Annotated in this window: 19 protein-coding genes; 6 read left to right on the forward strand and 13 right to left on the reverse strand. The window is 66.4% G+C overall.

Annotated elements, in window-relative coordinates:
* Positions 1 to 204: 204 nt before the first annotated feature.
* Both ABFK29_RS09340 and ABFK29_RS09345 read right to left on the reverse strand, forming a co-directional pair.
* Positions 205 to 1,578: an L-serine ammonia-lyase gene (locus ABFK29_RS09340; RefSeq protein WP_005864313.1), complete on the reverse strand. Its 1,374-nt coding sequence runs from the start codon at positions 1,576 to 1,578 to the stop codon at positions 205 to 207.
* On the reverse strand, positions 1,578 to 2,285 hold the full coding sequence (locus ABFK29_RS09345) for a glutathione S-transferase family protein (protein WP_005864314.1): 708 nt from the start codon (positions 2,283 to 2,285) through the stop codon (positions 1,578 to 1,580). The genes ABFK29_RS09340 and ABFK29_RS09345 overlap by 1 nt, the downstream gene beginning before the upstream one ends.
* Before the next feature lie 193 nt (positions 2,286 to 2,478).
* On the opposite strand from ABFK29_RS09345, the gene ABFK29_RS09350 reads away from it, so the two are divergent.
* Positions 2,479 to 3,024, forward strand: a complete 546-nt coding sequence (locus ABFK29_RS09350; protein ID WP_040605273.1) for a fasciclin domain-containing protein — start codon at positions 2,479 to 2,481, stop codon at positions 3,022 to 3,024.
* A gap of 198 nt (positions 3,025 to 3,222) precedes the next feature.
* Complete coding sequence (gene msrB / locus ABFK29_RS09355; RefSeq protein ID WP_005864316.1) at positions 3,223 to 3,681, forward strand: peptide-methionine (R)-S-oxide reductase MsrB; 459 nt, start codon at positions 3,223 to 3,225, stop codon at positions 3,679 to 3,681.
* Positions 3,682 to 3,776: 95 nt separating this feature from the next.
* Here msrB and ABFK29_RS09360 read toward each other — a convergent pair whose 3' ends face one another.
* The 6 genes from ABFK29_RS09360 to ABFK29_RS09385 all read right to left on the reverse strand — a co-directional run bounded on the left by ABFK29_RS09360 (position 3,777) and on the right by ABFK29_RS09385 (position 8,951).
* Positions 3,777 to 4,403 carry a J domain-containing protein gene (locus ABFK29_RS09360; RefSeq protein WP_005864325.1) on the reverse strand — a complete coding sequence of 209 codons (627 nt, stop codon included), beginning with the start codon at positions 4,401 to 4,403 and terminating at the stop codon, positions 3,777 to 3,779.
* A 171-nt stretch (positions 4,404 to 4,574) separates the two neighbouring features.
* Positions 4,575 to 5,051, reverse strand: coding sequence for a DUF4177 domain-containing protein (locus ABFK29_RS09365; RefSeq protein WP_005864327.1), 477 nt, complete (start codon positions 5,049 to 5,051; stop codon positions 4,575 to 4,577).
* Positions 5,052 to 5,560: 509 nt separating this feature from the next.
* Entirely contained in the window at positions 5,561 to 5,698 is a 138-nt protein-coding gene (locus tag ABFK29_RS09370) for a hypothetical protein (protein WP_005864334.1), read from the reverse strand.
* A complete protein-coding gene (locus tag ABFK29_RS09375; RefSeq protein WP_005864336.1) occupies positions 5,685 to 5,924 on the reverse strand; it encodes a hypothetical protein in 240 nt (79 codons plus the stop codon). Before ABFK29_RS09375 ends, ABFK29_RS09370 begins: the two co-directional genes overlap by 14 nt.
* 39 nt (positions 5,925 to 5,963) lie before the next feature.
* Entirely contained in the window at positions 5,964 to 7,478 is a 1,515-nt protein-coding gene (gene gatB, locus ABFK29_RS09380; RefSeq protein ID WP_005864340.1) for an Asp-tRNA(Asn)/Glu-tRNA(Gln) amidotransferase subunit GatB, read from the reverse strand.
* Between the two features lie 270 nt (positions 7,479 to 7,748).
* Positions 7,749 to 8,951, reverse strand: coding sequence for a hypothetical protein (locus tag ABFK29_RS09385; RefSeq protein ID WP_005864343.1), 1,203 nt, complete (start codon positions 8,949 to 8,951; stop codon positions 7,749 to 7,751).
* 294 nt (positions 8,952 to 9,245) lie between these two features.
* Here ABFK29_RS09385 and ABFK29_RS09390 point away from each other — a divergent pair, with 294 nt between their 5' ends.
* Positions 9,246 to 10,130, forward strand: a complete 885-nt coding sequence (locus ABFK29_RS09390; RefSeq protein ID WP_083803570.1) for a transglycosylase SLT domain-containing protein — start codon at positions 9,246 to 9,248, stop codon at positions 10,128 to 10,130.
* Positions 10,131 to 10,223: 93 nt separating this feature from the next.
* Here the strand turns inward: ABFK29_RS09390 and ABFK29_RS09395 are convergent, their stop codons facing one another.
* The 3 genes from ABFK29_RS09395 to pepN form a co-directional block, all read right to left on the reverse strand.
* Positions 10,224 to 11,087, reverse strand: coding sequence for a lysophospholipid acyltransferase family protein (locus tag ABFK29_RS09395; RefSeq protein ID WP_005864348.1), 864 nt, complete (start codon positions 11,085 to 11,087; stop codon positions 10,224 to 10,226).
* A gap of 621 nt (positions 11,088 to 11,708) precedes the next feature.
* Complete coding sequence (locus tag ABFK29_RS09400) at positions 11,709 to 12,491, reverse strand: SDR family oxidoreductase (protein WP_430459348.1); 783 nt, start codon at positions 12,489 to 12,491, stop codon at positions 11,709 to 11,711.
* A 224-nt stretch (positions 12,492 to 12,715) separates the two neighbouring features.
* Positions 12,716 to 15,268, reverse strand: a complete 2,553-nt coding sequence (gene pepN, locus ABFK29_RS09405; protein WP_005863320.1) for an aminopeptidase N — start codon at positions 15,266 to 15,268, stop codon at positions 12,716 to 12,718.
* Between the two features lie 111 nt (positions 15,269 to 15,379).
* Between pepN and ABFK29_RS09410 the strand changes: the two genes are divergently transcribed.
* Together ABFK29_RS09410 and ABFK29_RS09415 are read left to right on the forward strand one after the other, a co-directional pair.
* A complete protein-coding gene (locus ABFK29_RS09410; protein ID WP_005863321.1) occupies positions 15,380 to 15,595 on the forward strand; it encodes a hypothetical protein in 216 nt (71 codons plus the stop codon).
* An 82-nt stretch (positions 15,596 to 15,677) separates the two neighbouring features.
* On the forward strand, positions 15,678 to 15,824 hold the full coding sequence (locus ABFK29_RS09415) for a DUF2256 domain-containing protein (RefSeq protein ID WP_005863323.1): 147 nt from the start codon (positions 15,678 to 15,680) through the stop codon (positions 15,822 to 15,824).
* A gap of 203 nt (positions 15,825 to 16,027) precedes the next feature.
* Here ABFK29_RS09415 and ABFK29_RS09420 read toward each other — a convergent pair whose 3' ends face one another.
* Complete coding sequence (locus ABFK29_RS09420) at positions 16,028 to 19,759, reverse strand: efflux RND transporter permease subunit (protein WP_005863325.1); 3,732 nt, start codon at positions 19,757 to 19,759, stop codon at positions 16,028 to 16,030.
* A complete protein-coding gene (locus tag ABFK29_RS09425; RefSeq protein ID WP_005863327.1) occupies positions 19,756 to 21,702 on the reverse strand; it encodes an efflux RND transporter periplasmic adaptor subunit in 1,947 nt (648 codons plus the stop codon). Before ABFK29_RS09425 ends, ABFK29_RS09420 begins: the two co-directional genes overlap by 4 nt.
* 377 nt (positions 21,703 to 22,079) lie before the next feature.
* On the opposite strand from ABFK29_RS09425, the gene ABFK29_RS09430 reads away from it, so the two are divergent.
* The gene (locus tag ABFK29_RS09430) at positions 22,080 to 22,736 is read left to right on the forward strand and encodes a tetratricopeptide repeat protein (protein WP_005863329.1); all 657 of its coding nucleotides are present in this window, start codon (positions 22,080 to 22,082) and stop codon (positions 22,734 to 22,736) included.
* Positions 22,737 to 22,739 lie beyond the last annotated feature (3 nt).

The raw sequence follows: 22,739 nt of genomic DNA on the forward strand, positions 1-22,739 counted from the left end.
GCTGGCGCAAGCCGATCCGCGCGGGCTGCGCCCGCGTACGGGGGGCTCTGCCCCCGTCTCCCTTAGGGAGACTCCCCCGAGAGTATTTGGACCAAGATGAAGCAAGGCCGTTCGTTCCCTTCATCTTGGCGAAAATACCTCGGTGGGGTCCGGGGAGGTAGAGCCTCCCCGGCGGATCGACTTGCGTCAGCAAGGCGAAACGTTTCAGCAGTTCGGCACGTTGACTGCGAGACCGCCAAGCGAGGTTTCCTTGTACTTTTCGTGCATGTCCTGACCGGTCTGGCGCATGGTTTCTATGACCGCGTCCAATGGAACGAGGTGTGTTCCGTCTCCGCGGATGGCAAGGGATGCCGCCGAGACGGCCTTGATGGCGCCAAGTCCATTACGTTCGATGCAGGGCACCTGCACAAGTCCCTTGACCGGGTCGCAGGTCATGCCGAGGTGATGTTCAAGCGCGATTTCGGCGGCGTTCTCGATCTGCGCGGGCGTGCCGCCCATCACGGCGGCGAGGCCCGCGGCGGCCATGGCGGCGGCGCTGCCGACCTCTGCCTGGCAGCCCGCTTCGGCGCCTGAGATCGAGGCGTTGTACTTGACCAGCCCGCCGATGGCGGCGGCGGTCAGCAGGAAGTCCGGGATGCGGGCCCAGGTCGCGCCCGGCACGTGGTCCAGCCAGTAGCGGATCACCGCGGGCACGACGCCCGCCGCGCCATTCGTCGGCGCCGTTACCACCTGTCCGCCGGCGGCGTTCTGTTCGTTGACCGCCATGGCGTAAACGCTCATCCAGTCGTTGCAGACGTGTGGCGCGGCCTGGTTCACGCCGCGTTCGGCCACCAGCTGCTCGTGGATGCGCCGTGCGCGCCGCTTGACACCCAAGCCTCCGGGCAGGATGCCTTCGCCCTCCATCCCAAGGTCGATGCAGCGGTTCATGACTTCCCAGATCCGGGCGAGGCCGCGGTCGAGGTTGTCCGCCCCGCCGCGCGACACCTCGTTGGCGCGCTTCATTTCGGCGATGGACTTGCCCGAGCGGTCCGCCATCTCCAGCATCTCGGCGGCCGACTTGAAGGGGTAAGGCACCGGAGGGCCCTTGTCGGTGTCCTTGCCCGCCGCCAGTTCGTCGGCGGTCAATACGAACCCGCCGCCCACCGAGTAGTAGGTTTCTTGCAGGATCACGTCGCCCTGGGCGTCCAGCGCCTCCAGCACCATGCCATTGGCGTGGCCCGGCAGGGCAGGGCCGAAATCGAACCGCAGGTCGCTTGTCATGTCGAAGCGCATTTCCGGCAATCCCTTGGGGGTCACCGTCCCGGTGTCGCGGATGCGGGCCAGCGCGGCTTCGGCGGCCTCGTGGTCATAGGTCTGCGGCGCAAAGCCGGCGAGCCCCAGAACCGTCGCCCGGTCGGTGGCGTGGCCCACGCCGGTGAAGGCGAGAGAGCCATAGAGGTGCGCTTTCAGACCGTGTGCACTGAACGGTGCCCGCCGCAGCCGGTCGAGGAAACGCGCTCCGGCCACCATCGGCCCCATGGTATGCGATGAGGACGGTCCGACCCCCACCTTGAACATGTCGAAGACTGACAGGAACATCAGAGCGCACTCCCTTCCGGTGGCTGTGCGGGACGCGGATTGCTGAACGGGGTCGGTCCCAACCCCTCGGCCAATGCGGCCTTCCGTAGCGACGGCCGGGTTTCCAGCCTTTGCGCCATGGCTTCGAGCGCGGGCAAAGCCCCGAGCCGGAACCAGCCGGTGTCGCCTTGCGGATAAAGCGCGCACCAGCGCAGCAGTACCGTGACGTAGAGGTCGAGCACATCGGGTGCGCGGTCCGGGTCACGTGTGGCGACAAAACCGTCGAGCAGAGCCAGAGCGCGGGGCAGGGTCATGGCCGTCTCACCCGGACCGCGCAGGGTGGAAAGAAGCGCGGCCTGCGCTTGCGGATCCGGCCCCACGTATTTCTCCGGGTAGAAGGTCATCCGCAGCCCGGTGTGCACGGTGTTCGACACAAAGACCAGCCATTTCAGGACATCGCCGCGCCCGGCATCGCAGGGCGCCGGTGCCAGACGCCCGTGCCGGTCCGCCAGCCACAGCAGGATGGCCGCCGTCTCGAACAGCACGCCATCAGAAGTTTCGAGCGCGGGGATCAGGCCCGCCGGGTTCACCCGTCTGTAGGCCGCGCTTTCCTGCGCGCGCGTGGCGCGATCGACCAGCCGGGTTTCGTAGGGCACGCCAAGCTCTTCCAGCGCCAACCTGACGATCAGCGAGGCATTGTCGGGGGCATGGTGCAGCACGTAACTCATGCGCCCTACCTAACCTGCCGGGCCGGGGTCGCCCGCCTGAAAAACGTCATCCGGCGCCAGAAAAGCGGTGTGCCACCTCACGCTGCCGTGATGATCCGTGATCCCTGCGTGTGAAACTGCGCCGCCGCACCAACGTGACTCGATGTGAGCGCGGCACGACGCGGTGCCGCCGCAAGACACAGGGAGACCACAGATGAAAACCTTTGCAACCACAGCACTCCTCGCCCTCATGACCACGCCGGCCCTCGCCGCCGATGTGCCGACGGTCGGAGGCGCTCCGATGTACCCGGACAAGACCATCGTCGAAAACGCTGTCAATTCGCCGATCCACACCACGCTGGTGGCGGCGGTGAAGCAGGCGGGGCTGGTCGACACGCTGAACTCCGAAGGGCCCTTCACCGTGTTCGCACCGACCGACAAGGCGTTCGGCATGGTCTCGGAAGAGAGCCTGCAAGAACTGATGATGCCGGAGCACAAGGAACAGCTCGGACAGATCCTCGGCTGTCACGTGGTCGCCGCCAACGCCATGTCCGATGCCATCATGGGCATGATCGCGGACGACGGCGGCATGCACCCGGTGCCGACCGTGGGGGGCTGCACGCTCCAGGCGAAGATGAGCGGCAAGACGATCGTCCTGACCGACGAGAATGGCCGTGACGCCACCGTGACCCTTGCCGATGTCCGCCAGTCCAACGGCGTCATCCACGTGATCGACCGCGTGCTGCTGCCGAAGCAGTAAGCCGTCGCCGGATGGGGTGGGGGTCCTCCCGCCCCGTGGAAAGGGCGCGCACCAGGCGCGGGGCCACCAAACCCTGGGCTTCGCTCCCGCCTCGCGCAGACGTGCGCGCCCTGACCTTGCCCGAAAAAGGTATGTTGCGCATCCTGCCCGTGACGATCTTTCCAACGCCGACAGACACCAGACAGGAGGAGGCATCCAATGAACCGCAGAACCTTCATCGCCGCCGCCGCAGCGCTCGGTTTCGGCACCCGCGCCGCCGAGGCGGCTAACTTCGAAGTGACGCGGAGCGAGGCCGAATGGCGCGCCATGCTCAGCGACATCGAATACAAGGTCATGCGCCGCGAAGGCACGGAACGGGCGTACACCTCGCCGCTGAACGACGAGAAGCGCGCCGGGAGCTTCCTGTGCAAGGGCTGCGACCTGCCGCTCTATTCCTCGACGACAAAGTTCGACAGCGGCACCGGCTGGCCATCCTTCTACGAGGCCATGCCGAACGCCGTGGAGACAAAGCCCGACCGCGCGCTCTTCATGGTGCGGACCGAGTGCCACTGCCGCCGGTGCGGCTCTCATCTGGGGCACATCTTCGACGATGGACCGCCGCCGACCGGCAAACGGCACTGCATCAACGGCGTGTCGCTGACGTTCCAGCCGGCCTGACGCGCCACGATCAACCGAACGCAAAAGGCCCGGGTCATGTCACGTTCAATACGTGAACCGACCCGGGCCTTTTCCGTCTTCGGGAAACTGCGCCCTTACTTGAAGTTGCGCGATTCCTTGATCTGGTCCCACGCCCAGACGACTTCCTGCAACTGCTCCTCCTGCGAGCGGTCGCCGCCGTTCATGTCCGGGTGCAGCACCTTGATCAGCTTCTTGTAGACCTTGCGGATTTCCGCCTTGGACAGCGTGTCGCCGGCCTCCAGGATCTCCAGCGCGCGGCGTTCGGTCGGCGGCAGCTTGCGTCCGCCTCCGGCCTTCTGGCGGCCGGGGTTGCGCGTCGCCTTGTCGCCCAGCACCTGATGCGGGTCCTCGATGCCCAGACGGGCCCAGGCCTTCGCCTCCGGATCGCGCCAGTCCTTCGTCTTGCGCTCCCACACCTTGTCCGACGACTCCTGCGCGTTCATCTCGGCTTCGGTCTTGCCCTCGAAGAAGGACCATTGGGCGTTGTATTCGCGGACGTGGTCCTTGCAGAACCAGAAGAAGTCGTCCAGCACATCGGGGGCTTTCGGCGCGCGGAACTTGCCCGGTTCCTCGCAGCCGTCATGATCGCAGACACGCTGCGACGTCTCGGATTCGCCGGTCATGCCCTTCCGGCCGCGCGGGTTCTTCTTCTTCGCGGACCTGACGGACATGTCGAAACCGAAGGGATCGGGTCTGCTCATCTCTCACCTCATCTCGACTCGGACGCCAGATTTTAGACATTTGTCGCCCGGAGAACAGGGGGCAGCGGCAAAAAAAGTCGGGCCTCGCGGGATGCCGCCCGTGCCCTTTGCCATTCTCTCCGGCATGTCCGGAAGGGTCTGCGCAATCGCATTGCAGTGCTGAACCGCAGGTCAGACGGACCCGTCGGCAGAGGGGCCACCGTCGATCGGACCGGTCAGCGCCGCACGCAGCGCCACGTCCGCCGCATCGCGCGGGCCGACCGGCGTGCGCGGGGGGCGCGCGGGCGGGGCAGGGGCCTCCGTCTCGGGTGCAGTCTCCGGCGATGTGTCCCCTGTCTGCTGAGCCTGCGGGGCGGGGGACGGCGGACTTTCGGTTTGCGGCGGCTCCAGCAGACGCGGCTGAAAGACGCTCGCATCCGCCGCGTGTGGCCTGCGGAAGACCAGGAGGTTGCGCCAGACGGTCTCCGCACCGGTCAGGCCCGCGCGCTCCGTCGCCGGTAGAGTGTCGGTGCGCTGATACTCCCAGCCGCGCGCACCCATGTCGTTCAGAACTCGCTCCACAGCGGCGGCAAAGCGCGCCTCCGCACTGGCACCCTTCAGTTTCTCGCCCTTCTCGGGGGCGGGGACGATCCGGTATTCGTACCTCATGGCGGGCAGAGTATCAGCACGACAGGGCGAGTGAAGCAAAAAACCGGCCCCTTCCTGCCCCGTATGGGCGCCGGACATGCCCCCAGCCGCAGCCGTGGTCGCCCGTGAAGTGCGTCAAAGGGAGCTCAAAAGGAAAAAGGGGCCGGTCTTGCGACCGGACCCCGTCAGCTCTGAACAAACGGATCAAATCCCCCGCTGCCAATCTTTTGCGTGTCGCCCCGATCAATCCTGAGGCTGCCTTGGGGGCGCTCCCCTTGGGTGTAGGCAAGATACCCTGAGCACGCCGTATGCGTCAGTCAGGGAATCCTTACGTAGCGGAATTTGAATGCGAGGGAGGGCGCCTGCGCGCAATGATCTCTACCAGTACAGGGCCCAGTACCGGGCCCAGACACTGCGAAAACGGCCTCATTGAGCCTCACTGCGGGAGCGGGCGGCGATCAGATGCGTGGTGTGAGGAAAGACGGACGGTCGGTCAAACACCGACTGTGCGGCGCCGTGCGGCGCTGCGATCACTTCGTCGGGCGTTTTTCGGCCCGGGCTTCTTCAAGGCGGCGCTCCAGCACCTTGCCCTCGTGCCGCATCCACAGGACACCGAGAGAGCACACGCCCAGAAGTACCAGCGGCATCCAGAATTCATAGGCTGTCATCGGCAGACTCCTTGTGCAGTCTTCCCAACATATAGTGCGAAAGCGCGTGAAATGCCAGTGCAATGACTGTCCACCACAGCGAGGACAGTTCCATCGACACCGCCGCGTCGGTCGCGGGGCGCAGTACGGCGAACCCCAGCAGACCCAGCGCAATGGCATTCAGCGACGTCGCGACAAGCTTGATCCGTTCGTTGTAGACCAGAAGCTCGTCGCGCAGCCGTTTCATCCAAGGACCTCTCCGCCGGACAGGATCACCGGAGCCGTGTCACTGCGCCAGTTTGCGGGCGACGATCTCGTTGACCGCCTTGGGGTTGGCCTTGCCGCCCGTCGCCTTCATCACCTGGCCCACGAACCACCCCGCGAGCTTCGGATTGGCCTTGGCCTTTTCCACCTGTGCGGGGTTGGCCGCGATGATCTCGTCCACCGCCGTTTCGATGGCGCCGGTATCGGTGACCTGCTTCATGCCGCGCTCTTCGACGATCTTCTCCGGGTCGCCGCCTTCGGTATAGACGATCTCGAACAGGTCCTTTGCGATCTTGCCGGAAATCGCATCCGACTTGATCAGCTTGATGATGGACGCCAGTTGCCCCGGTGTCACCGGGCTGTCGGTGATGTCGCGGTCGTCCTTCTTCAGGCGGCCGAACAGCTCGTTGATGACCCAGTTGGCGGACAGTTTGCCGTCGCCCGCCTCCGTCACCACCTGTTCGAAGTAGGCGGCGTTGACCGTCTCGGCGGTCAGCACGTTCGCGTCGTACTCCGTCAGGCCGAAATCGCCCATGAAGCGGGCTTTCTTCTCGTCCGGCAGTTCCGGCAAAGAGGCGGCGATGTCGTCGACCCAGCCCTGCTCGATCTCCAGCGGCAGCAGGTCGGGGCAGGGGAAGTAGCGGTAATCGTGCGCCTCTTCCTTCGACCGCATGGAGCGCGTCTCGTTCTTGTCGGGATCGTACAGCCGCGTTTCCTGATCGACGGTGCCGCCGCCCTCGACAATGGCGATCTGGCGCCGCGCCTCGACGTCGATGGCCATCTGGATGAACCGCATGGAGTTCATGTTCTTGATCTCGCAGCGCGTGCCCAGATGGCTGAAGTCCTGCGTTTCCTGATACTTTTCGTACTGGCCGGGACGGCAGATCGACACGTTCACGTCCGCCCGCAGGTTGCCGTTCTGCATGTTGCCGTCGCAGGTGCCGAGGTAGCGCAGGATCTGGCGCATCTTGGCGACATAGGCCGCCGCTTCCTCCGGCCCGCGGATATCGGGGCGGGAGACGATCTCCATCAGCGCGACGCCCGTGCGGTTGAGGTCGACGAAGGACATGTTCGGGTCCATGTCGTGGATCGACTTGCCCGCGTCCTGTTCGACGTGGATGCGCTCGATCCGGACGAGGCGGGCGATACCGGGTTCCATGTCCACAAGGATTTCGCCTTCGCCCACCAGCGGGTGGTAAAGCTGGCTGATCTGGTAGCCCTGCGGCAGGTCGGGGTAGAAGTAATTCTTGCGGTCGAAGGCGGAGACAAGGTTGATCTGCGCCTTCAGGCCAAGGCCCGTGCGCACCGCCTGCTCGATGCAGTATTCGTTGATGACCGGCAGCATCCCCGGCATCGCGGCGTCCACGAAGGACACGTTGGAGTTCGGCTCGGCCCCGAACTGGGTGGAGGCACCGGAGAACAGCTTGGCCTTGGACGCGACCTGCGCGTGCACTTCCATCCCGATGACCAGTTCCCAGTCGTGCTTCGCTCCGGCGATCACCTTGGGTTTCGGGGTCTCGTAGGTCAGATCCAGCATGTCGGGGCCTCGCGATGCTCAAGAATGGGTTGCGGTCTAGAACACCGGGCGGGGCGGAGCAAGGCCCGGCGCCGGACCGCCCGCGCATCATGGCGCGGGGCCGCGCGCTGCGCCAGCCGGAACCGGCCAGATCGCGGCGCGACCGGCCGTATGTGCATAGAAACCGCATGTGTACAGAAACCGGTGTATCCTGTGCAGGTGCGCTGTCTGATCGCGGCCCTGTCGCGGCCCGCAGCCGGAAAGGGGCACGCTCTCCGATGAGAAAGACCCTCAGTCGCCCTTCAGCATCCGCACGCCGTCTGGTGTGAACACCAGGCGCCGGCCCACGTCCAGCGCCGGTGCGTAGTACTCGGCCATGGTGGAAATCGCCCGCATGCGGCCACGGCGGATGGTGTCCTGCAGGTCTTCCTTTGGCAGGGGGCGGCCGGGTGAGGGGGCAGTGGCCCAGATCTCGGGGTGGAGTTCACGCAGATAGTCCTGTGTGATCCAGCCGAAAGCATCGGCAATGCGGCGTCGCGCGGTGCCCGGTTCCGAGGGGCCGCCCAGCGTCAGCCCGGTGAAGGCGGCAAGCCGGTTGGCCATGTCCTGGGTCGGGTGGCGCTCCAGAATGTCATGCAGCCCTTCGGTGAACAGTTCGGCGTCGACCCTGCGCAGCGCGCCCGCGTCCTGTTCCAGCGCGCCGATGTAGACCCAGGCGTAGCCCGCCATGCCCCAGATGTCGCTCGTCTGTCCGATCACGCGGCGGGCCTGGCGGTCGAGCATTTCCCAGCTCCCGAAACGGCGCGGGCGCAGATCCTGGCCCATGGCCATCATGTGAACCGGCGTCTCCGGCGCCAGTTCGATGAGGTCCTCGTAGTCGTCCGCGACGCGTGCGGTGGGGGCCGGGTCGGCCTCCAGCACGGCGCAGCGCAGGGCCGCCCAGCTGGACAAGCCCGACTCGAAGGCATTGTAGTGATCGACCAGCTTGCGCGCCTCGGCCATGTGCCAGCCATAGGCCATCCGGCGCTGTGCCGAAAGCTGCGCCGGGGCGGAAGCGCCGCGCCAGGCAAGCGCCACGTCCACATGCGCCATCGCAGCCAGGCCATCGAACGCCGGGCGCTCCTGCTCATCCTCCAGCGCGGCCCGGAACGTGGCGAGGATCGCGCAGGCGGTCTTCGGTTCCCCGCGGCGTACCGCGTCGCGGGCGGCCTGCACCGCGTCCGATCGCGCACCCCGGGACAGAATAATCGCCACCGGGAACAGTCCTTCTGTCAGATGCTTTTCGCGGTCGGCGGCAACCATCAGGTCGGCCAGTTCTTCCCAGGCCTCCTGCCGGGCAAGGTGGAGGCCCCTGGCGAAATGCTCCGCCCGCTGTGCCGCATCGGGTCCGGGCGTGCGCACCGCGATCTCGACCCTTGGCCGCAGCGGCGGCACGGTGGCCGTCACGCGGCGGACCCGCAGGGCTCTCTGGTCGGCATGGCGGTTCGGGCGCATGGTGTTGGAAGGGTCCGATTGGGCAGCAGCAGAACGTCAGTCTGCGGGCGCATGTGGGCCAAAAGACGGCGGCTTCGCGGAACCGTGTCGACCTATATCAGACCATTTTCGGAAAGACCGCATGTGTCGGACACATCGGTTACCGGGTCCCTAACGGTCCTCGGCCTCGCGCCAGATCCCGGCGCAATGTTACGCGATCTTCGGCCACCCGTTCCGGGGGCAACAGACCTGCGCGGAACCATGCCGACCGGCGGCCTTGCGAATCCGGACCTTTTCCGGCAGGGTGCCGCCGTCATGTTGCGTGCTGCTGCCCTTATCACGCTCATCGGGACATCGTCGGTCTGGACCGCTGCGGATGCCAATCCGTTGCTGTCGCAGGTCGGGCCCGTGCCAACCGTAACTGCCCACGCGCAGACGGTCATGGCCTCGGTGCGCCCGAAACAGCGTCGCCTCGCCGTCCCGGATGCTAGATGGGACACAAAACCCGGCCGCAAGAGCTGGACACTCGCAGTCCTCAAGGGATTGCGGAGCCACGCCCATGCACTCCCCGATATTGTGCCGAGGGATATCGCCTCGTACTGCCCGGCCTATCCGACCGCAAGCCGCGAACAGCGTGAAGCCTTCTGGGTAGGTCTGATTTCCTCGCTGGCGTGGCATGAAAGCACACATCGCCCCACCGCGGTCGGCGGCGGCGGACGCTGGTACGGATTGACGCAGATCCTGCCCGCCACCGCGCGCAACTATCACTGCAAGGCCCAAAGCGGTTCCGCCCTCAAGAACCCGGAGGACAACCTCTCCTGCGCGCTGCGAATCATGGCCTTCACGGTCAATCGCGACAAGGTTGTCAGCGCAGGCATGCGCGGGGTCGCTGCCGATTGGGGGCCGTTCCACTCCTCGCGCAAGCGCCGCGACATCATGGACTGGACCCGCAGCCAAAGCTACTGTCAGGGCATCGCCCGATCGCTACGCCCCGTCGCCCGTCCCGAGGATCTTCAGGATAAGTGGGAGAACGAGCGCATGAGAACCCTGCTCGCCTCGTTCGAGAGCGTCCGGCCGGAGGCGCGCCCGATTTCCATCTTCGCACGCGCCCTGAAAGATGCGTTGCCACCGGTGGAAACCCTGCGGGAGGCGATGGACAACCCGGTCCGGATGCTCATCAGCACCCAGTCCGAGGGCTGACACCCGCCGCCATGCCGCAAAACGACATAAGGCCCGCGCATTGGCGGGCCTTTTTCATGTCCGGTCTGGCTCATGTCCGGCGCGAAAAACCTTTCAGGCCTTCAGCCAGCTCGGCCGCCGGGTCGCGTCGACAAGGCTGACGGCCGGCGCCTTCGGCCCGCCCAGCGACAGCGTCGCCCGGCGCAGGATCTCGATGCCTTCCTCGCTCTTCGCCGGCAGCGCAGAGGGAGAGATCGGTTCGCCGACGGTGATGCGGAACGGCTGGCGTGCCTTGTTCAGCGTCTCGTGAAACAGCGAAATGTCGCGCAGCGTCGGATGCAGCACGTCGAACAGGTAGAACATGACAGAGTTGCGCGCGCGGATGTTCACCGGGATCACCGGCAGGTCCAGCTTGCGCGCGATCATCGCGGCGCTGGCCATCCAGGGCCGCTCGTGCAGCGACAGGCCGCGCCGCTTGGCCAGCCGGCCGGAGGGGAAGATCACCCCGAGACGGCCTTCCTCGACCGCGCGGCGGCAATAGGCCATGGTCTCGCGCGTCTTGGCATGCGACCGCTTCTCCTGCCGCCACTCCACCGGGCAGACGATGTTGTCGAGCTGCGGCAGAACGCGCACCACATCCTTGTTGGCAAAGAAGTACGTGTCGGGCCGGATCGTCCCCAAGGCGTTGTAAAGGATCACCCCGTCGGCCAACCCGGTCGGATGGTTCGACACGATCAGCGCCGGTCCGTGGCGCGGGATGTTGTCGAGTCCCGAGATCTCCACGTCCTTGGCAATCAGGCTGCCCAGCAGGCGGAACCCGTCCTGCGAGGTCATGTGGTCGAGCTGCCCGGCCACCTCCAGCGTGTGGTCATAGGTCAAAAGCCGTTCGAGAACGGCCCGCGCTGCGGCAACGAAAGCATTCTTCCGCGAGAACCATGGCGCGCGTTCCTCGATCAGGGGGTCGATACGGTCTTTCATTCGTCTGCCATGATCACAAGTTGTTAAAGTTTCCATGACAGACAGGGGCGCAGCTGTCCAGACGACAGTGCGCCGCTGTGTCATGGCCGTCAATTGCAGCCAATGGGGCGATCCGGGGGCAGTCCGGGCGGCGCTCCGACACGCGGCCTTCTATACATAACGCAGCGGACGCAAAGGGAAAGGGCGGTCAGCTGTCCCGGTGCAGACCGAAAGGGGGGCGCCCGGTCGTGACGTTGCGTTGCGTCAGCGCCTCCTCCAGTGCGGCAGGTCGGGGAAGGCAGGAGATGCGGCGCCCGTCGTCCGTGACGATACGGGCGCGCACAGACAGGTGCAGCCGGGTCTAGAAACGCGCGATAGGTATGCGCCCCAGTGCGATCCCGCCCGTGCCGCCTCCCGACCGCCACACCGACCTCCGGTTCTCCATCCCCGGGCGAGCACGGCGGTCCCGTGCCAGGTCGCGGGCCAAGGTCAGGGTTGCCAGTGTCAACAGCGCCGGGATCCACCCGGCGGCGTCGAGCGTCAGTCAGACCGTCAGCGGCGCCAGCCAGACGAGGCTCGGCACAAGCGCCGCCTGCAGCGTCCGGTTCGAGGCGCGGTGTTTCAGGACAAACGGCGGGCCGCTCACCGTCCACCGGCCACGTCGAGGATCGTACGCGTGACATAGGACGCCCGTTCCGACAACAGCCAGAGGATCGCCTCCGCCACCTCGTCAGCCGTCCCGGGCCGGCCCATGGGCGGCGTCTTTCCCAGTTTCTCCAGCCGGTCGGGCACACCGCCCTTGGCGTGGATGCCGGTCTCGATCAGCCCGGGCCGGATCGCGTTGACCCGGATGCCCTCGGGCGCCAGTTCATCCGCAAGGCCAAGCGTGAAGGTGTCGATGGCGCCCTTGCTCGCGGCGTAGTCGATGTACTGGTTGGCAGACCCCATACGTGCCGCGGCGGACGATATGTTGACGATTCCGCCACCCTTGCCCCAGGCCCGCATAAGGCCCACGGCCTGCCGCGCCACCTCAATAGCGCCCAGCACGTTGACGGCAAAGACCTTCTCCACCCGCTCGGGCGTCAGGTCCGCGATCGTTCCGGTCTGCGCCACGATCCCCGCATTGTTCACCAGCCCGACCCGTCCAGGCTTCAGACCCGCGATGGTGTCGAACATCTTCAGCACCGCCTTGGGTTTCGAGACATCGGCCTGCAAAAGGTATGCCTGCGCTCCCATGCTCTCGACCACGGCGGCCGTCTCCTCGGCGCCTGCCTTGTCCTGCCCGTAATGCACGACGATGCGCGGCCAGCCGTTGAAGGCCGCGTTGCGCGCCGTGGCGGCCCCGATCCCGGCCGATGCGCCGGTGACGATCAGCACCCCGCTCACGCGGCACGCCCCGGCCTGAACGCCCGGCTTTCGTCCCACCTTTTCATCGTCTTCATCCTCCTGTTCGGCCGGCGCACAAGGCCAGCCCCTGAAAACCATCCGCGGCAAGACGCCCCGGCAAAACCGACCCTTGCCCGGTTCCTGGACCGATGCTCTTCATCTTGGCCGAAATACCTTGGGGGTGTGGGGGCAAGGCCCCCACCGGATCGCTGCCGCAGGCCGCGATCTGCCCCATAAGCCGGCCCAACGGCGCGGCCAGTTGCTCAGGTGCCAAGGATACGGCTCACCATCTCGTCCACGTCTCGGCTCAGCTTCTGCTTCGAACGGATGCGTTCCAGCTCCGTCCGGATCGTCTCCTGCCGGCCGGCATCGTAGCGCCGCCAGGTCTGGAAGGCCTGACACATGCGCGCCGTGGTCTGGGGGTTCACGTCGTCGAGCCGGATCAGCCAGTCCGCCAGCAGGCGATACCCCGCTCCGTCGGCTGAGTGGAAACCGGCGTGATGCGTCATCATCGCTCCCATGACGGCGCGGAAGCGGTTGGGGTTCTTCCAGTCGAAGGCCGGATGCGCGGTCAGGGCCTCGGTCCGGGGCACCACCTTCTCCGGGGTGGTGGCCGCGATCTGCAGGCCGAACCACTTGTCCATCACCAGCCGGTCGCCGCGCCACTGGTCCTCGAAGGCCTTCAGCGCCGCCTCGTCCCGGCCCGCGCGGATCAGGTTCGACAGGGCCGACAGTTGCAGCGTCATGTTGTCCGCGCGGGCGAACTGGGCCTCCGCCGCGGCACCGCCGTCGAGCCGGGTCTGAAGCGATAGCACCGCCGCGCCAAGCGCCCGCCGGGCCGACTGTTCGGCGTCGGGACTGTATGTGCCGGTCACCTCCGCCTCCGCGGCGAGGCGGGGCAGGAGGTCGGTCCAGCGCTCCGCCTTGACCTGCGCCAGCGTCTCGGCCGCCTGCCAGATGGCGTCGGGGTCCGGGACATGCCCGCGATCCGCCAGCACCTGCGCCAGCTCCGATTGCGAGGGCGTGCCCATCATCAGCGCCCGGTAGGCGGGGTCGAGGGTTTCGTCGCGAAGCACCGCCTCCAGCCCGTCGATATAGGCCATGTCGGGGGTCGCGCCGGTCAGGATCATATCCACCAGCGTTTCCCGGGCGAGCTGTCGGCCGGCGTCCCAGCGGGTGAAGGTGTCGGTGTCGTGCGCCAGGAGGAACGCCTGTTCCTCGCGGCCCGCGTCCCGGTCAAGCACAACCGGGGCGGAGAAGCCGCGCAGCAGGGAGGGGACAGGTTTCGCCGCGAAACCATTGAAATTAAATGTTTGTTCAGACTGGTTAAACTCAAGGAGCGTGGTCGGGAGCACCTCGTCGCCGTTCGGGTTCAGAAGACCAACGGCCAGGGGGATCACCTGAGGGGCCTTCTCGGGCTGGCCCGGGGTCGGCGTCGTCTCCTGCCGGAAGGTCAGCGAATAGGTGCCGTCTGCGAAGGACTCCGACACGGACACACGCGGCGTTCCCGCCTGACTGTACCAGCGTTTGAACTGCGAAAGGTCGCGGCCCGTGGCATCCTCGAAGACCTTCAGCCAGTCCTCGATGGTGCAGGCCTGCCCGTCGTGGCGGTCGAAGTAGAGATCGAGCGCCTTGGCATAGGCCTCGTCCCCGACGAGACGCTTGAGCATCCCGATCACCTCGGCGCCCTTCTCGTAGACCGTCGCGGTGTAGAAGTTGTTGATCTCCTGAAAGCTTTCCGGGCGCACGGGGTGCGACAGCGGGCCCTGATCCTCCGGGAACTGGCGGCCGCGCAGGTCGATCACGTCGGAGATCCGCTTGACCGGTGCGGACCGCATGTCGGAGGTGAACTGCGAGTCGCGGAAGACGGTCAGGCCCTCCTTCAGGCAAAGCTGGAACCAGTCGCGGCAGGTGATGCGGTTGCCGGTCCAGTTGTGGAAATACTCATGCGCGATGATCGCCTCGACCCGCTCGAAGTTGGCATCCGTCGACGTCTCGGGCGAGGCCAACACGCAAGAAGAGTTGAAGACGTTCAGGCCCTTGTTCTCCATCGCGCCCATGTTGAAGTCGTCGACGGCGACGATGTTGAAGATATCAAGGTCGTATTCACGTCCGTAAACCTCCTCGTCCCACTTCATCGACTTCTTCAGCGCCTCCATCCCGAAGGCGCATTTGTCCTCGTCGCCGGGGCGGACCCAGATGTTCAGCTCAACGTCCTTGCCGGACATGGTGGTGAAGGCGCCGGGGTGATTCACCAGATCGCCGGCCACCAGCGCAAAGAGGTAGGCGGGCTTCGGCCAGGGATCGTGCCATTCGGCAAAGCCATCGCCTTCGGCCTGCGGGTTGCCGTTCGACAGCTTCACCTTCTCGTCGCCCTCGATGCGGACGGTGAAGGTCGACATCACGTCGGGGCGGTCGGGATAATAGGTGATCTTGCGAAAGCCCTCGGCCTCGCATTGGGTGCAGTACATGCCGTTCGACATGTACAGCCCTTCGAGCGCGGTGTTGCCCTTCGGGTCGATCTCCACCTCCGCTTCCCAGAGGAAGGCACCGGAGGGGACGGCGACGGTCAGGCCTTCGTCGGTCACGTCCGGAGTGACAGGCGCGCCGTCGATCTTCGCCGCGATCAGTTTCAGCATCTCGCCGTGCAGGAAGAAGGTCTGCGCGGGGGCGTCGGGGTTGGGGGCAAAGCGGATCTTGGACAGCACGCGGGTGCTGTGCGGCGCCAGGCGGAAGGTGAGGTGCACGCTTTCGACATGCCAGCCGAACGGCGTGTAATCCTTGAGATAGATGGTCTGGGGGGCCTCGGCCTGCATCGCGGTGCTCCTTCTGGTCCTGCCCGATGGAACCCGGGCGGCTGTCCGAGTGTTATTCCGGTAACAGACGAGCGGCAACCGCGCCGCGCAGGGAAAACGAAAGAGGTTCATATGTCCGCCCCAGAGACGAACATTCACAAGCAAGAGAAACGTCACGCCGGCCCGCTTGCGGGCATGAAGATCCTTCTGGTTCTTGTCGGCATCATGCTGGTGGTTTGGGTCGGCTGGGTCGTCATGCAGGGCCAGGAGCCGCAAGGCGCAGAAACCCAGATCGAGGTCGTGCCCGGCGTCGGTGCCGAGGAAGTGCCGGGACCGGCCGCAGACTGATCCTTCGGCTTTGGTTTGGAGAACGCGTCCGGTGTCCGGGCGCGTTTTTCGTTTGCGGGAATATTTTTCGTATGTGGGAGCGATGGCGAAGGCCGTGAAGAAACGCGATCTGCCGGTGAAGACATGCGCCACTTGCGGGCTGCCTTTCGTGTGGCGGAAGAAGTGGGCGAAGGTCTGGGACGATGTCCGCTACTGCTCGGAGCGGTGCAGGCGGCAGAGGACGGTTTGAGCCTGCCTTGTCGCCATGCGGTTTGTCCTGCGCCAAACCCCGTTCAGCGGAACCACTTCATTCAGGTTTCTCAGGGCCTGCCTGTGCGGGTGCTTTGAACACCGTCATATGAGGTCCCCGCGCGCGGCGGGTGTCGTCGGAATGTCGGGACGCCAGCCATTTGGCCCGCGTCCCGACGCGTTCGTGACCCTTCGTGCGTCCGGTCACTCTGCCGCGCGCAGGGGCAAGTCGAGTTGTGGGTCGTCGGTTGCCGGATCCCGGGACGGGGCAGGGCGGTCGATCTCTTCCCACAGGATCTCGGGGGCCTTTATGCGCTTTGCCTCGCGGGCGAGGGCCCAGTCGCGGGCGATGCGGCTGCCGCGTCCGAAGGACAGGCGTGCGAGCAGGCGGGCGAACCATTTCACGTAGGTCGTGAACCAGATGCGGATCGCCAGCATCGAGGGGGTGAAGACCAGCGTCAGGACGGTCGCGATGCCCAGGCCGAAGACAACCGCCGTGGCGAGGTTCTTCCACCAGAGTGCGGTGGGGCTGTCGATGGAATAGCCGCCCGCGAAGAAGTCGAGGCTGAGACCGAACATCATCGGCGCGAGGCCCGCCATGGTGGTGATCGTGGTCAGCAGCACCGGGCGGATGCGGTCCTCGGCGGTTCGGGTGATCGCCTCCAGCCGCGGCATGTAGCGCGCGTATTCCTGATAGGTGTCGATCAGCACGATGTTGTTGTTCACCACGATCCCGGCGAGTGCCACGATCCCGGTGCCGGTCATGATGATGGAGAAGTACTGCCCCATGACGATCATGCCCCAGAGCACGCCCGCCACCGACATGATGACGGCCAGCAGCACCAGAACGGAGTTGTAGAAGCTGTTGAACTGGGCGAGCAGGATGATGAACATCAGCCCCAGCGCGCCGGCAAAGGCAGACTGCAGGAAGGCCTGGCTCTCGGCCTGATCCTCCTGGTCGCCGGTCCATTCCCAGTCGATGCCGGGTCCGAAGGGGCGGGTGTCGAGCCACTCGGTCATCAGGGCGATGCGCTCGTTGGCTGTGATCGGCAGGGCCGTCACCTTGCCTGCACTCTCCAGCGTTTCAAGGTCGGCGGGGGAAACGCCGTAGGTCTTGTCGCCGAGGTCGAAGGGCACCTGGTCGCCCGCCTTTTCCGTGCTGCCGACCGCAAGGCGCGCACCGTCGGCGTCGGTGAAATTCACCAGCCCGGGCGTCACGTCGGCCTTCAGGTCGAAGTAGCGCTTCTGGTCGATGCGGTTGATCTCGGCCAGTTTCTCGACGGGCGTGCGGGTGATGAAGTTCGACAGGGGCACAAGGCCGTCGGCGGTGCGCACCTTCAGCGTGTCGAGGGTCGACAGGACGCGGTATTCCTCGGGCAGGCGCACGCGGATGTCGATCTCTTCGTCGGAGCTGTCGACCCGCATGGTGTCCAGCAGGATACCGCGCGTGACGAGCTGGACCATCGCGCCCACGGTGGCGACGTCTGCGCCGTAAAGGCCGGCCTTCTCGACGTCGACGTCGATCTGCCAGTCGATGCCGGGCAGGGGGCGCGTGTCCTCGATCAGGGTCAGGCCGGGCGTGTCCTCGAACCGGGCGCGGGCGGTGGCGACGGCCGCCAGCAGGTCGTCCCAGTTGTCGCCCTTGAGCCGCAGGTGCAGCGGCTTGCCGGAGGCGGGACCGCGGGCCTGGGCCAGGATCTCGATCTCCGTGCCGGGGATCTGTTCCAGCTTGGCGGTCAACTCTTCGATGATGACGTCGCCGTCGAGTTGATCGAGCGTGATGTCCTCGGGATGGGCGGCGGCATAGGCGGGGCGGTCCTCCCACGGGATGGTTTCAAGCTGGACCTGCCCGATGGTGTCCTTGGGGGCCTCGGCGCCGCCGGTGTTGTTGTTCAGTCCGCCGTCCCCGGCGAAGGCGAAGGCGCTCTTGATGCCGGGATGGCTCAGCACGATGTCCTCGGCCCGCTTCACGATGGCGTCCTTCTCGGCGAGGCTGAGGTTGCCGCGCGCGCGGACATAGACGATGGCCTGCTCGGGCTCGCTCTCGACGAAGAATTCGACCCCGTTGTTGTGGGTGCCGAAGTAGCTGAAGGTGAACATCACGAAGCCCACGACCGCGCCGACGGTGACGATGGGCATGATCGGATTGCCGGAGATGAAGTTGATGAAGTGGCCGAAGGGCGTCCGGCGGTAGCGGCCATCCACGCGCTTCGGTTTGCGGTGTGGCGCGGCGGCGTCCATCACAACGGAGGAGATGACCGAGAAGATCATGAAGATCACGACACCGGGCAGGCGGGCGGCAAAGCCCGTCGCGTCTGTCGGGCCGAGGTAGTCGGGGTTCAGCACCAGCATCGCGCCGACGAACAACCCGAAGAGCGCCAGCGGCACCAGCGCCGCGCGCAGCCACCAGGGTGCTGCACCGCGCAACGCCGTGCCCATGCGGCCAACCTGGCGCGACCAGCGGCCCGAAACGCCGCCCATCACAGGCAGGTAGACCAGCGCGACCACCAGCGAGGCCGACAGCACGAAGATCAGCGTCACGGGCAGCATCCCCATGAACTCGCCCGCGACGCCGGGCCAGAACAGCATCGGCAGGAAGGCGCAGAGCGTTGTCGCGGTCGACGAGACGACCGGCCAGAACATGCGGTGTGCGGCCTCCACGTAGGCGTGCATCGGGCCTGAGCCTTCCTCGATCCGCTTGTCGGCGTATTCGACGACCACGATGGCCCCGTCCACCAGCATCCCCACGGCGAGGATCAGGCCGAACATCACGATGTTGGAGATCGACACGCCCATCAGGGCCAGCAGTAGGAAGCACAAGAGGAAGGAGGTCGGGATCGCGAAACCCACCAGCAGCGCGGGGCGCAGGCCCAGCGAGGCCAGCACCACGATCATCACCAGCGCGATGGCGGTCAGGACGGACCCTTCAAGCTGGCTGACCATGGAGGCCACCTGCCGGGACTGGTCGTTCGATGCGCCGATGTCGAGGATCGCCTGAAGCTCCGGCGGCCATGCCTTCTGCGCCTCGTCGATCACCGCGCGCACTTCGTTGGCGGTGTCGATGATGTTGAAGCCCTTGCGCTTGACCACCTGCAGAGCGACCGTCGTCTCGCCGTTGAAACGGGCGGTGCCGATCCTGTCTTCGAAGGTCAGGCGGATATCGGTCAGCTCGCCCAGCGTCACGGTGCGCTGGCCGTTGGTCTTGACCGGCAGATTGAAGATGTCCTGGCTTTCCTCGAAGGAGGCGGGGATCTTGACGGCAAAGGTGCCCTGGTCGGTTTCCACCTCGCCCGCGGCGATCAGCTGGTTGTTGTTCTGGACCGTCGCGATCAGTTCACCGGCCGTGATGTTGTAACTTTCGAGCTGGAGCGGGTCGATCACCACCTCGACCATCTCGTCGCGTTTGCCGGCGATGCCGGCCTCAAGCACGGAGTCCAGCCCCTCGACGCGGTCCTGCAGGTCCTTGGCGACCTTAGTCAGCGTGCGTTCCGGCACCGGGCCGGTCAGGTTGACGATGAGGATCGGGAATTCGGAAAAGTTGATCTCGTTGATCGAGTAGTCCTCGGCCCCGTCGGGGAACTGGCCTTCGGCGTTGTTCATGGCGTCCCGGACATCGGCCAGGGTCTTGGTCTTGTCCCAGCCGAATTCGAATTCCAGCGCCACACCGGCATAGCCTTCGGAGGCGGTGCCGGTCATGGTCTTCAGCCCGTCGAGGTCGGACAGCTCCGTCTCCATCGGCTTGACCAGCAGCTTTTCGCTGTCGGAGGCGGAGATGCCGGGGAAGGGGACGGAGACGAAAAGCGCCGGGATCTCGATATCCGGTTCACCTTCCTTCGGCAGGTTGACGTAGGCGTATCCGCCCACGGCCAGCGACAGGACGATGAAGGCGATGACCATCCGGGCGCGCGCGGCGGCCCAGTCGATGATTCCGGTCATTGGATCACTTCCTCGAAGCTGGGCACCACGGGGACGCCGTCGGTGACGTATTCCTGTCCGAGGACGATCACGTCCACGGTGTCGGGCAGGCCGGTGACCCAGACCCCTTCGCGGGTGTCACGCAGGATTGTCACGGGGACGAATTTCGCCGTTTCATCCTCGGTCACGATGCGGACGCCGAGCGCGCCCTCGTCGTTGAGGGTCAGGGTCGACTGCGCGACAAGGTGGCCTTTCGCGCCCTCGGCCTCGATCAGGATGTCGGCCGTCTGGCCGTCGCGGATGGTCAGCTCGGGGTTGGGGACCTCGAGTTCGACGCGGAAGGTGCGGGTGGCCGGATCGGCAGAGCGGGAGACGAAGGAAACGTCGCCCGCGATCTCGCGTCCGTCGGCCAGGCGTGCTCCGGCCTGCGCGCCGAGGTCGATGCGCGAGACGGATGTTTCGGGCACGTAGGCCACGATCTTGACCGGGTCGAGCTGGATCACCGTCGCGCAGGCCGATGCGGGCTGCATCAGCGCGCCCAGTTCGGCGGTGTCGGTTTCCAGCAGGCCCGCGAAGGGGGCGGTGATCGACAGCCGGTCGATGTCTTTCTGCGCGGCGGCAACGGCCGCTTCGGCGGACTGGATGGCGGACAGCGCGCTTTCCTCGCCGGTCTTGGCGGATTGCACGCCGGCCTGCGCGCCTTCGAGCTGGGAGTTGGCGGAGATCACGGCGGCCTTCGCGCCCTCGACGTTCGATAGCGCGGTGGAGACACGGGCGCGGGCGCCCTCGACCTGGCTCTGTGCGGTCTGGACACCGGCCTTTGCGTTCTCGATCTGGGTCCGGGCAGCGATCACCCCGGCCTCGGCGTTGCGGATGCCGGAGCGGGCGGCCTGCACGGAGGCGCGGGCGGCCTCGATGTTGCTGCGCGCGGTCTCTACCCCGGCGCGGGCGCCTTCGAGGCCGGAGCGGGCAGCCTGGATGCCGGAGGCGGCGGCCTTCAGCCCGGCCTGCGCGGTCTGGACAGAGGCCTTGGCGGTCTCGAAGGCGGCTTCGGCGGAGGCGAGGCGTGTCTGGGCGGCGAACCCGTCCTTGGCGAGCGAGCTGGCAGCAGTCAGGTTGATCTCCGCCTCGCGGACCTGCGCCTCCGCCTGCCGGACGCGGGCCTCGGCTTCGGGGACACGGGATTCGGCCTCTTCCAGTGCGGCTTCCGCGGCGGGGACGGCGGCTTCGGCCTCCTTCAGGCGGGCCTCGGCGGCGGGCACGGCAGCTTCGGCTTCCGCCAGCCGGGATTCGGCTTCGGGCACGCGCGCCTTGGCCTCTTCGAGACGGGCCTCGACCTCCGGCACGCGGGCCTCCGCCTCCTTCAGCGAGGCTTGGGAGGCGGGGATGCCGGCGCGCGCTTCGAGCAGTGCGGCCTCTGCGGCGGGCACGGCGGCCTCCGCCTCCGTGATGCGGGCGCGGGCGGCGGGAAGCTGGGCCTGGGCCTCCGCCAGACGTGCGCGGGCCTCGGGCACCATGGCCTTCGCTTCGGCCAGCCGGGCGCGGGCCTCCAAAAGCGTGACCTCGCGGGTGCCGGGATCGAGTTCGCAGAGAAGCTGCCCCGCTTCGACGAGGGCGCCTTTGCGCAACGGGGCAGAGATTACCTTGCCCGCGGTTTCGGCGCGCACTTCGACCTCGCGCAGCGCCTGCGTCTCGCCCCGCAGCTGCACGGTGCTGTCGACTTCCTGCGCGACGGAGCGGTTGGCCATCACGCGGACGGCGTTTTCCGGCGTGTCCTGCGTTTCGGCAGCGCTTTCGACGGCGGGCGCTTCGGGGGCGGGGGCCGGTTCGGATGCGGCTTCGGCCCGTTCCTCTGCAGAGGGCGACAGCCGCGCGGTCCATTCCAGCAGCGCATCGCGCTGAAGCACGACCCCGTACAGGATTGCCGCGACTAGGATCGCCGTGATGATTGACACAATTCGCATGGCTCGTTTCCCGTCGTCCCTAGGCGCCGCAATCCCGGCGGTGTCACAGTGTTACGGCTGCCGTCGCGGGGCGGACCACTCGCCAGGGCAAATGGTGAACCGTTTGGTTCAGTTTTCTAGGGTGCCGCAGCGGCGTCTTCAAGATGAAGTGCGTGCCGCAACCCCTGTATGGGCGCATTATTCACGATTTCCTGCCAGCCAATGGCAAGAGTGACACGTTTTTGCGCTGCATTTCCGTCGTTCTCTCGTCGAAGACGCGGTGGCGGGGGGTGTTGGCAAGGGCGGGGGCAGCCTGTAAGAGGGGCCGAAATCATGTCCGCGCGCGGCTTTGCGCCGGGCGTCGCCCGGGGCGCCCGGGGCAATTTGGGGGGACGCAGGTGAGCGACACCGACAGTTTCATCGACGAGGTGACCGAAGAGGTCAAACGCGACCGGCTGTTCGCGATGATGAAGCGCTATGGCTGGATTGCCGTGCTCATCGTGCTGCTGCTGGTCGGCGGCACCGCGTGGCGCGAATACCAGATTTCGAGCCGGGAAACGGCGGCGCAGGCGTTCGGCGACAGCGTGCTCGACGCCATGGATGTCAACGACGCAGCCGCGAAGGCGGCGGCGCTGGAAGATCTGTCGTCGGACACACCGTCGGCTCGTGCGGTTCTGGAGATGCTGACCGCCGATGCGGAGCAGTCCAGCGGCGAGACGCCGGCGGCGGTCGCACGGCTGCAAGGCGTGGCTGCGGACACCGCGGTGCCGAACATCTACCGGCAGATCGCCAGCTACAAGGCGATGATGCTGGGCTTCGACGTGCTGCCGGTGGAGGAGCGTCGCGCAGGTCTGGAGGCGCTGGCGGTGCCCGGACAGCCGCTGCGGCTGCTCGCGGAGGAGCAACTGGCGCTGGTCGAGATCGAGGTAGGTGAGCGGGAAGCCGCCCTCACGCGGCTTCAGGCGATGCTGGACGATTCCGAGATCACCGCGGGCTTGCGTCGCAGGGCAAGTCAGTTGATTGTGGCTCTGGGCGGCGAGATGCCGGAGAGCTGATGC

It is taken from the genome of Sagittula stellata E-37 (genome assembly GCF_039724765.1).
In the GTDB taxonomy this organism is placed as follows: domain Bacteria; phylum Pseudomonadota; class Alphaproteobacteria; order Rhodobacterales; family Rhodobacteraceae; genus Sagittula; species Sagittula stellata.

Coding starts and splice junctions, on each gene's coding strand:
- ABFK29_RS09340 (WP_005864313.1), bottom strand. CDS start 1,578: ATGTTCCTGTCAGTCTTCGACATGTTCAAGGTGGGGGTCGGACCGTCC.
- ABFK29_RS09345 (WP_005864314.1), bottom strand. CDS start 2,285: ATGAGTTACGTGCTGCACCATGCCCCCGACAATGCCTCGCTGATCGTC.
- ABFK29_RS09350 (WP_040605273.1), top strand. CDS start 2,479: ATGAAAACCTTTGCAACCACAGCACTCCTCGCCCTCATGACCACGCCG.
- msrB (WP_005864316.1), top strand. CDS start 3,223: ATGAACCGCAGAACCTTCATCGCCGCCGCCGCAGCGCTCGGTTTCGGC.
- ABFK29_RS09360 (WP_005864325.1), bottom strand. CDS start 4,403: ATGAGCAGACCCGATCCCTTCGGTTTCGACATGTCCGTCAGGTCCGCG.
- ABFK29_RS09365 (WP_005864327.1), bottom strand. CDS start 5,051: ATGAGGTACGAATACCGGATCGTCCCCGCCCCCGAGAAGGGCGAGAAA.
- ABFK29_RS09370 (WP_005864334.1), bottom strand. CDS start 5,698: ATGACAGCCTATGAATTCTGGATGCCGCTGGTACTTCTGGGCGTGTGC.
- ABFK29_RS09375 (WP_005864336.1), bottom strand. CDS start 5,924: ATGAAACGGCTGCGCGACGAGCTTCTGGTCTACAACGAACGGATCAAG.
- gatB (WP_005864340.1), bottom strand. CDS start 7,478: ATGCTGGATCTGACCTACGAGACCCCGAAACCCAAGGTGATCGCCGGA.
- ABFK29_RS09385 (WP_005864343.1), bottom strand. CDS start 8,951: ATGCGCCCGAACCGCCATGCCGACCAGAGAGCCCTGCGGGTCCGCCGC.
- ABFK29_RS09390 (WP_083803570.1), top strand. CDS start 9,246: ATGTTGCGTGCTGCTGCCCTTATCACGCTCATCGGGACATCGTCGGTC.
- ABFK29_RS09395 (WP_005864348.1), bottom strand. CDS start 11,087: ATGAAAGACCGTATCGACCCCCTGATCGAGGAACGCGCGCCATGGTTC.
- pepN (WP_005863320.1), bottom strand. CDS start 15,268: ATGCAGGCCGAGGCCCCCCAGACCATCTATCTCAAGGATTACACGCCG.
- ABFK29_RS09410 (WP_005863321.1), top strand. CDS start 15,380: ATGTCCGCCCCAGAGACGAACATTCACAAGCAAGAGAAACGTCACGCC.
- ABFK29_RS09415 (WP_005863323.1), top strand. CDS start 15,678: ATGGCGAAGGCCGTGAAGAAACGCGATCTGCCGGTGAAGACATGCGCC.
- ABFK29_RS09420 (WP_005863325.1), bottom strand. CDS start 19,759: ATGACCGGAATCATCGACTGGGCCGCCGCGCGCGCCCGGATGGTCATC.
- ABFK29_RS09425 (WP_005863327.1), bottom strand. CDS start 21,702: ATGCGAATTGTGTCAATCATCACGGCGATCCTAGTCGCGGCAATCCTG.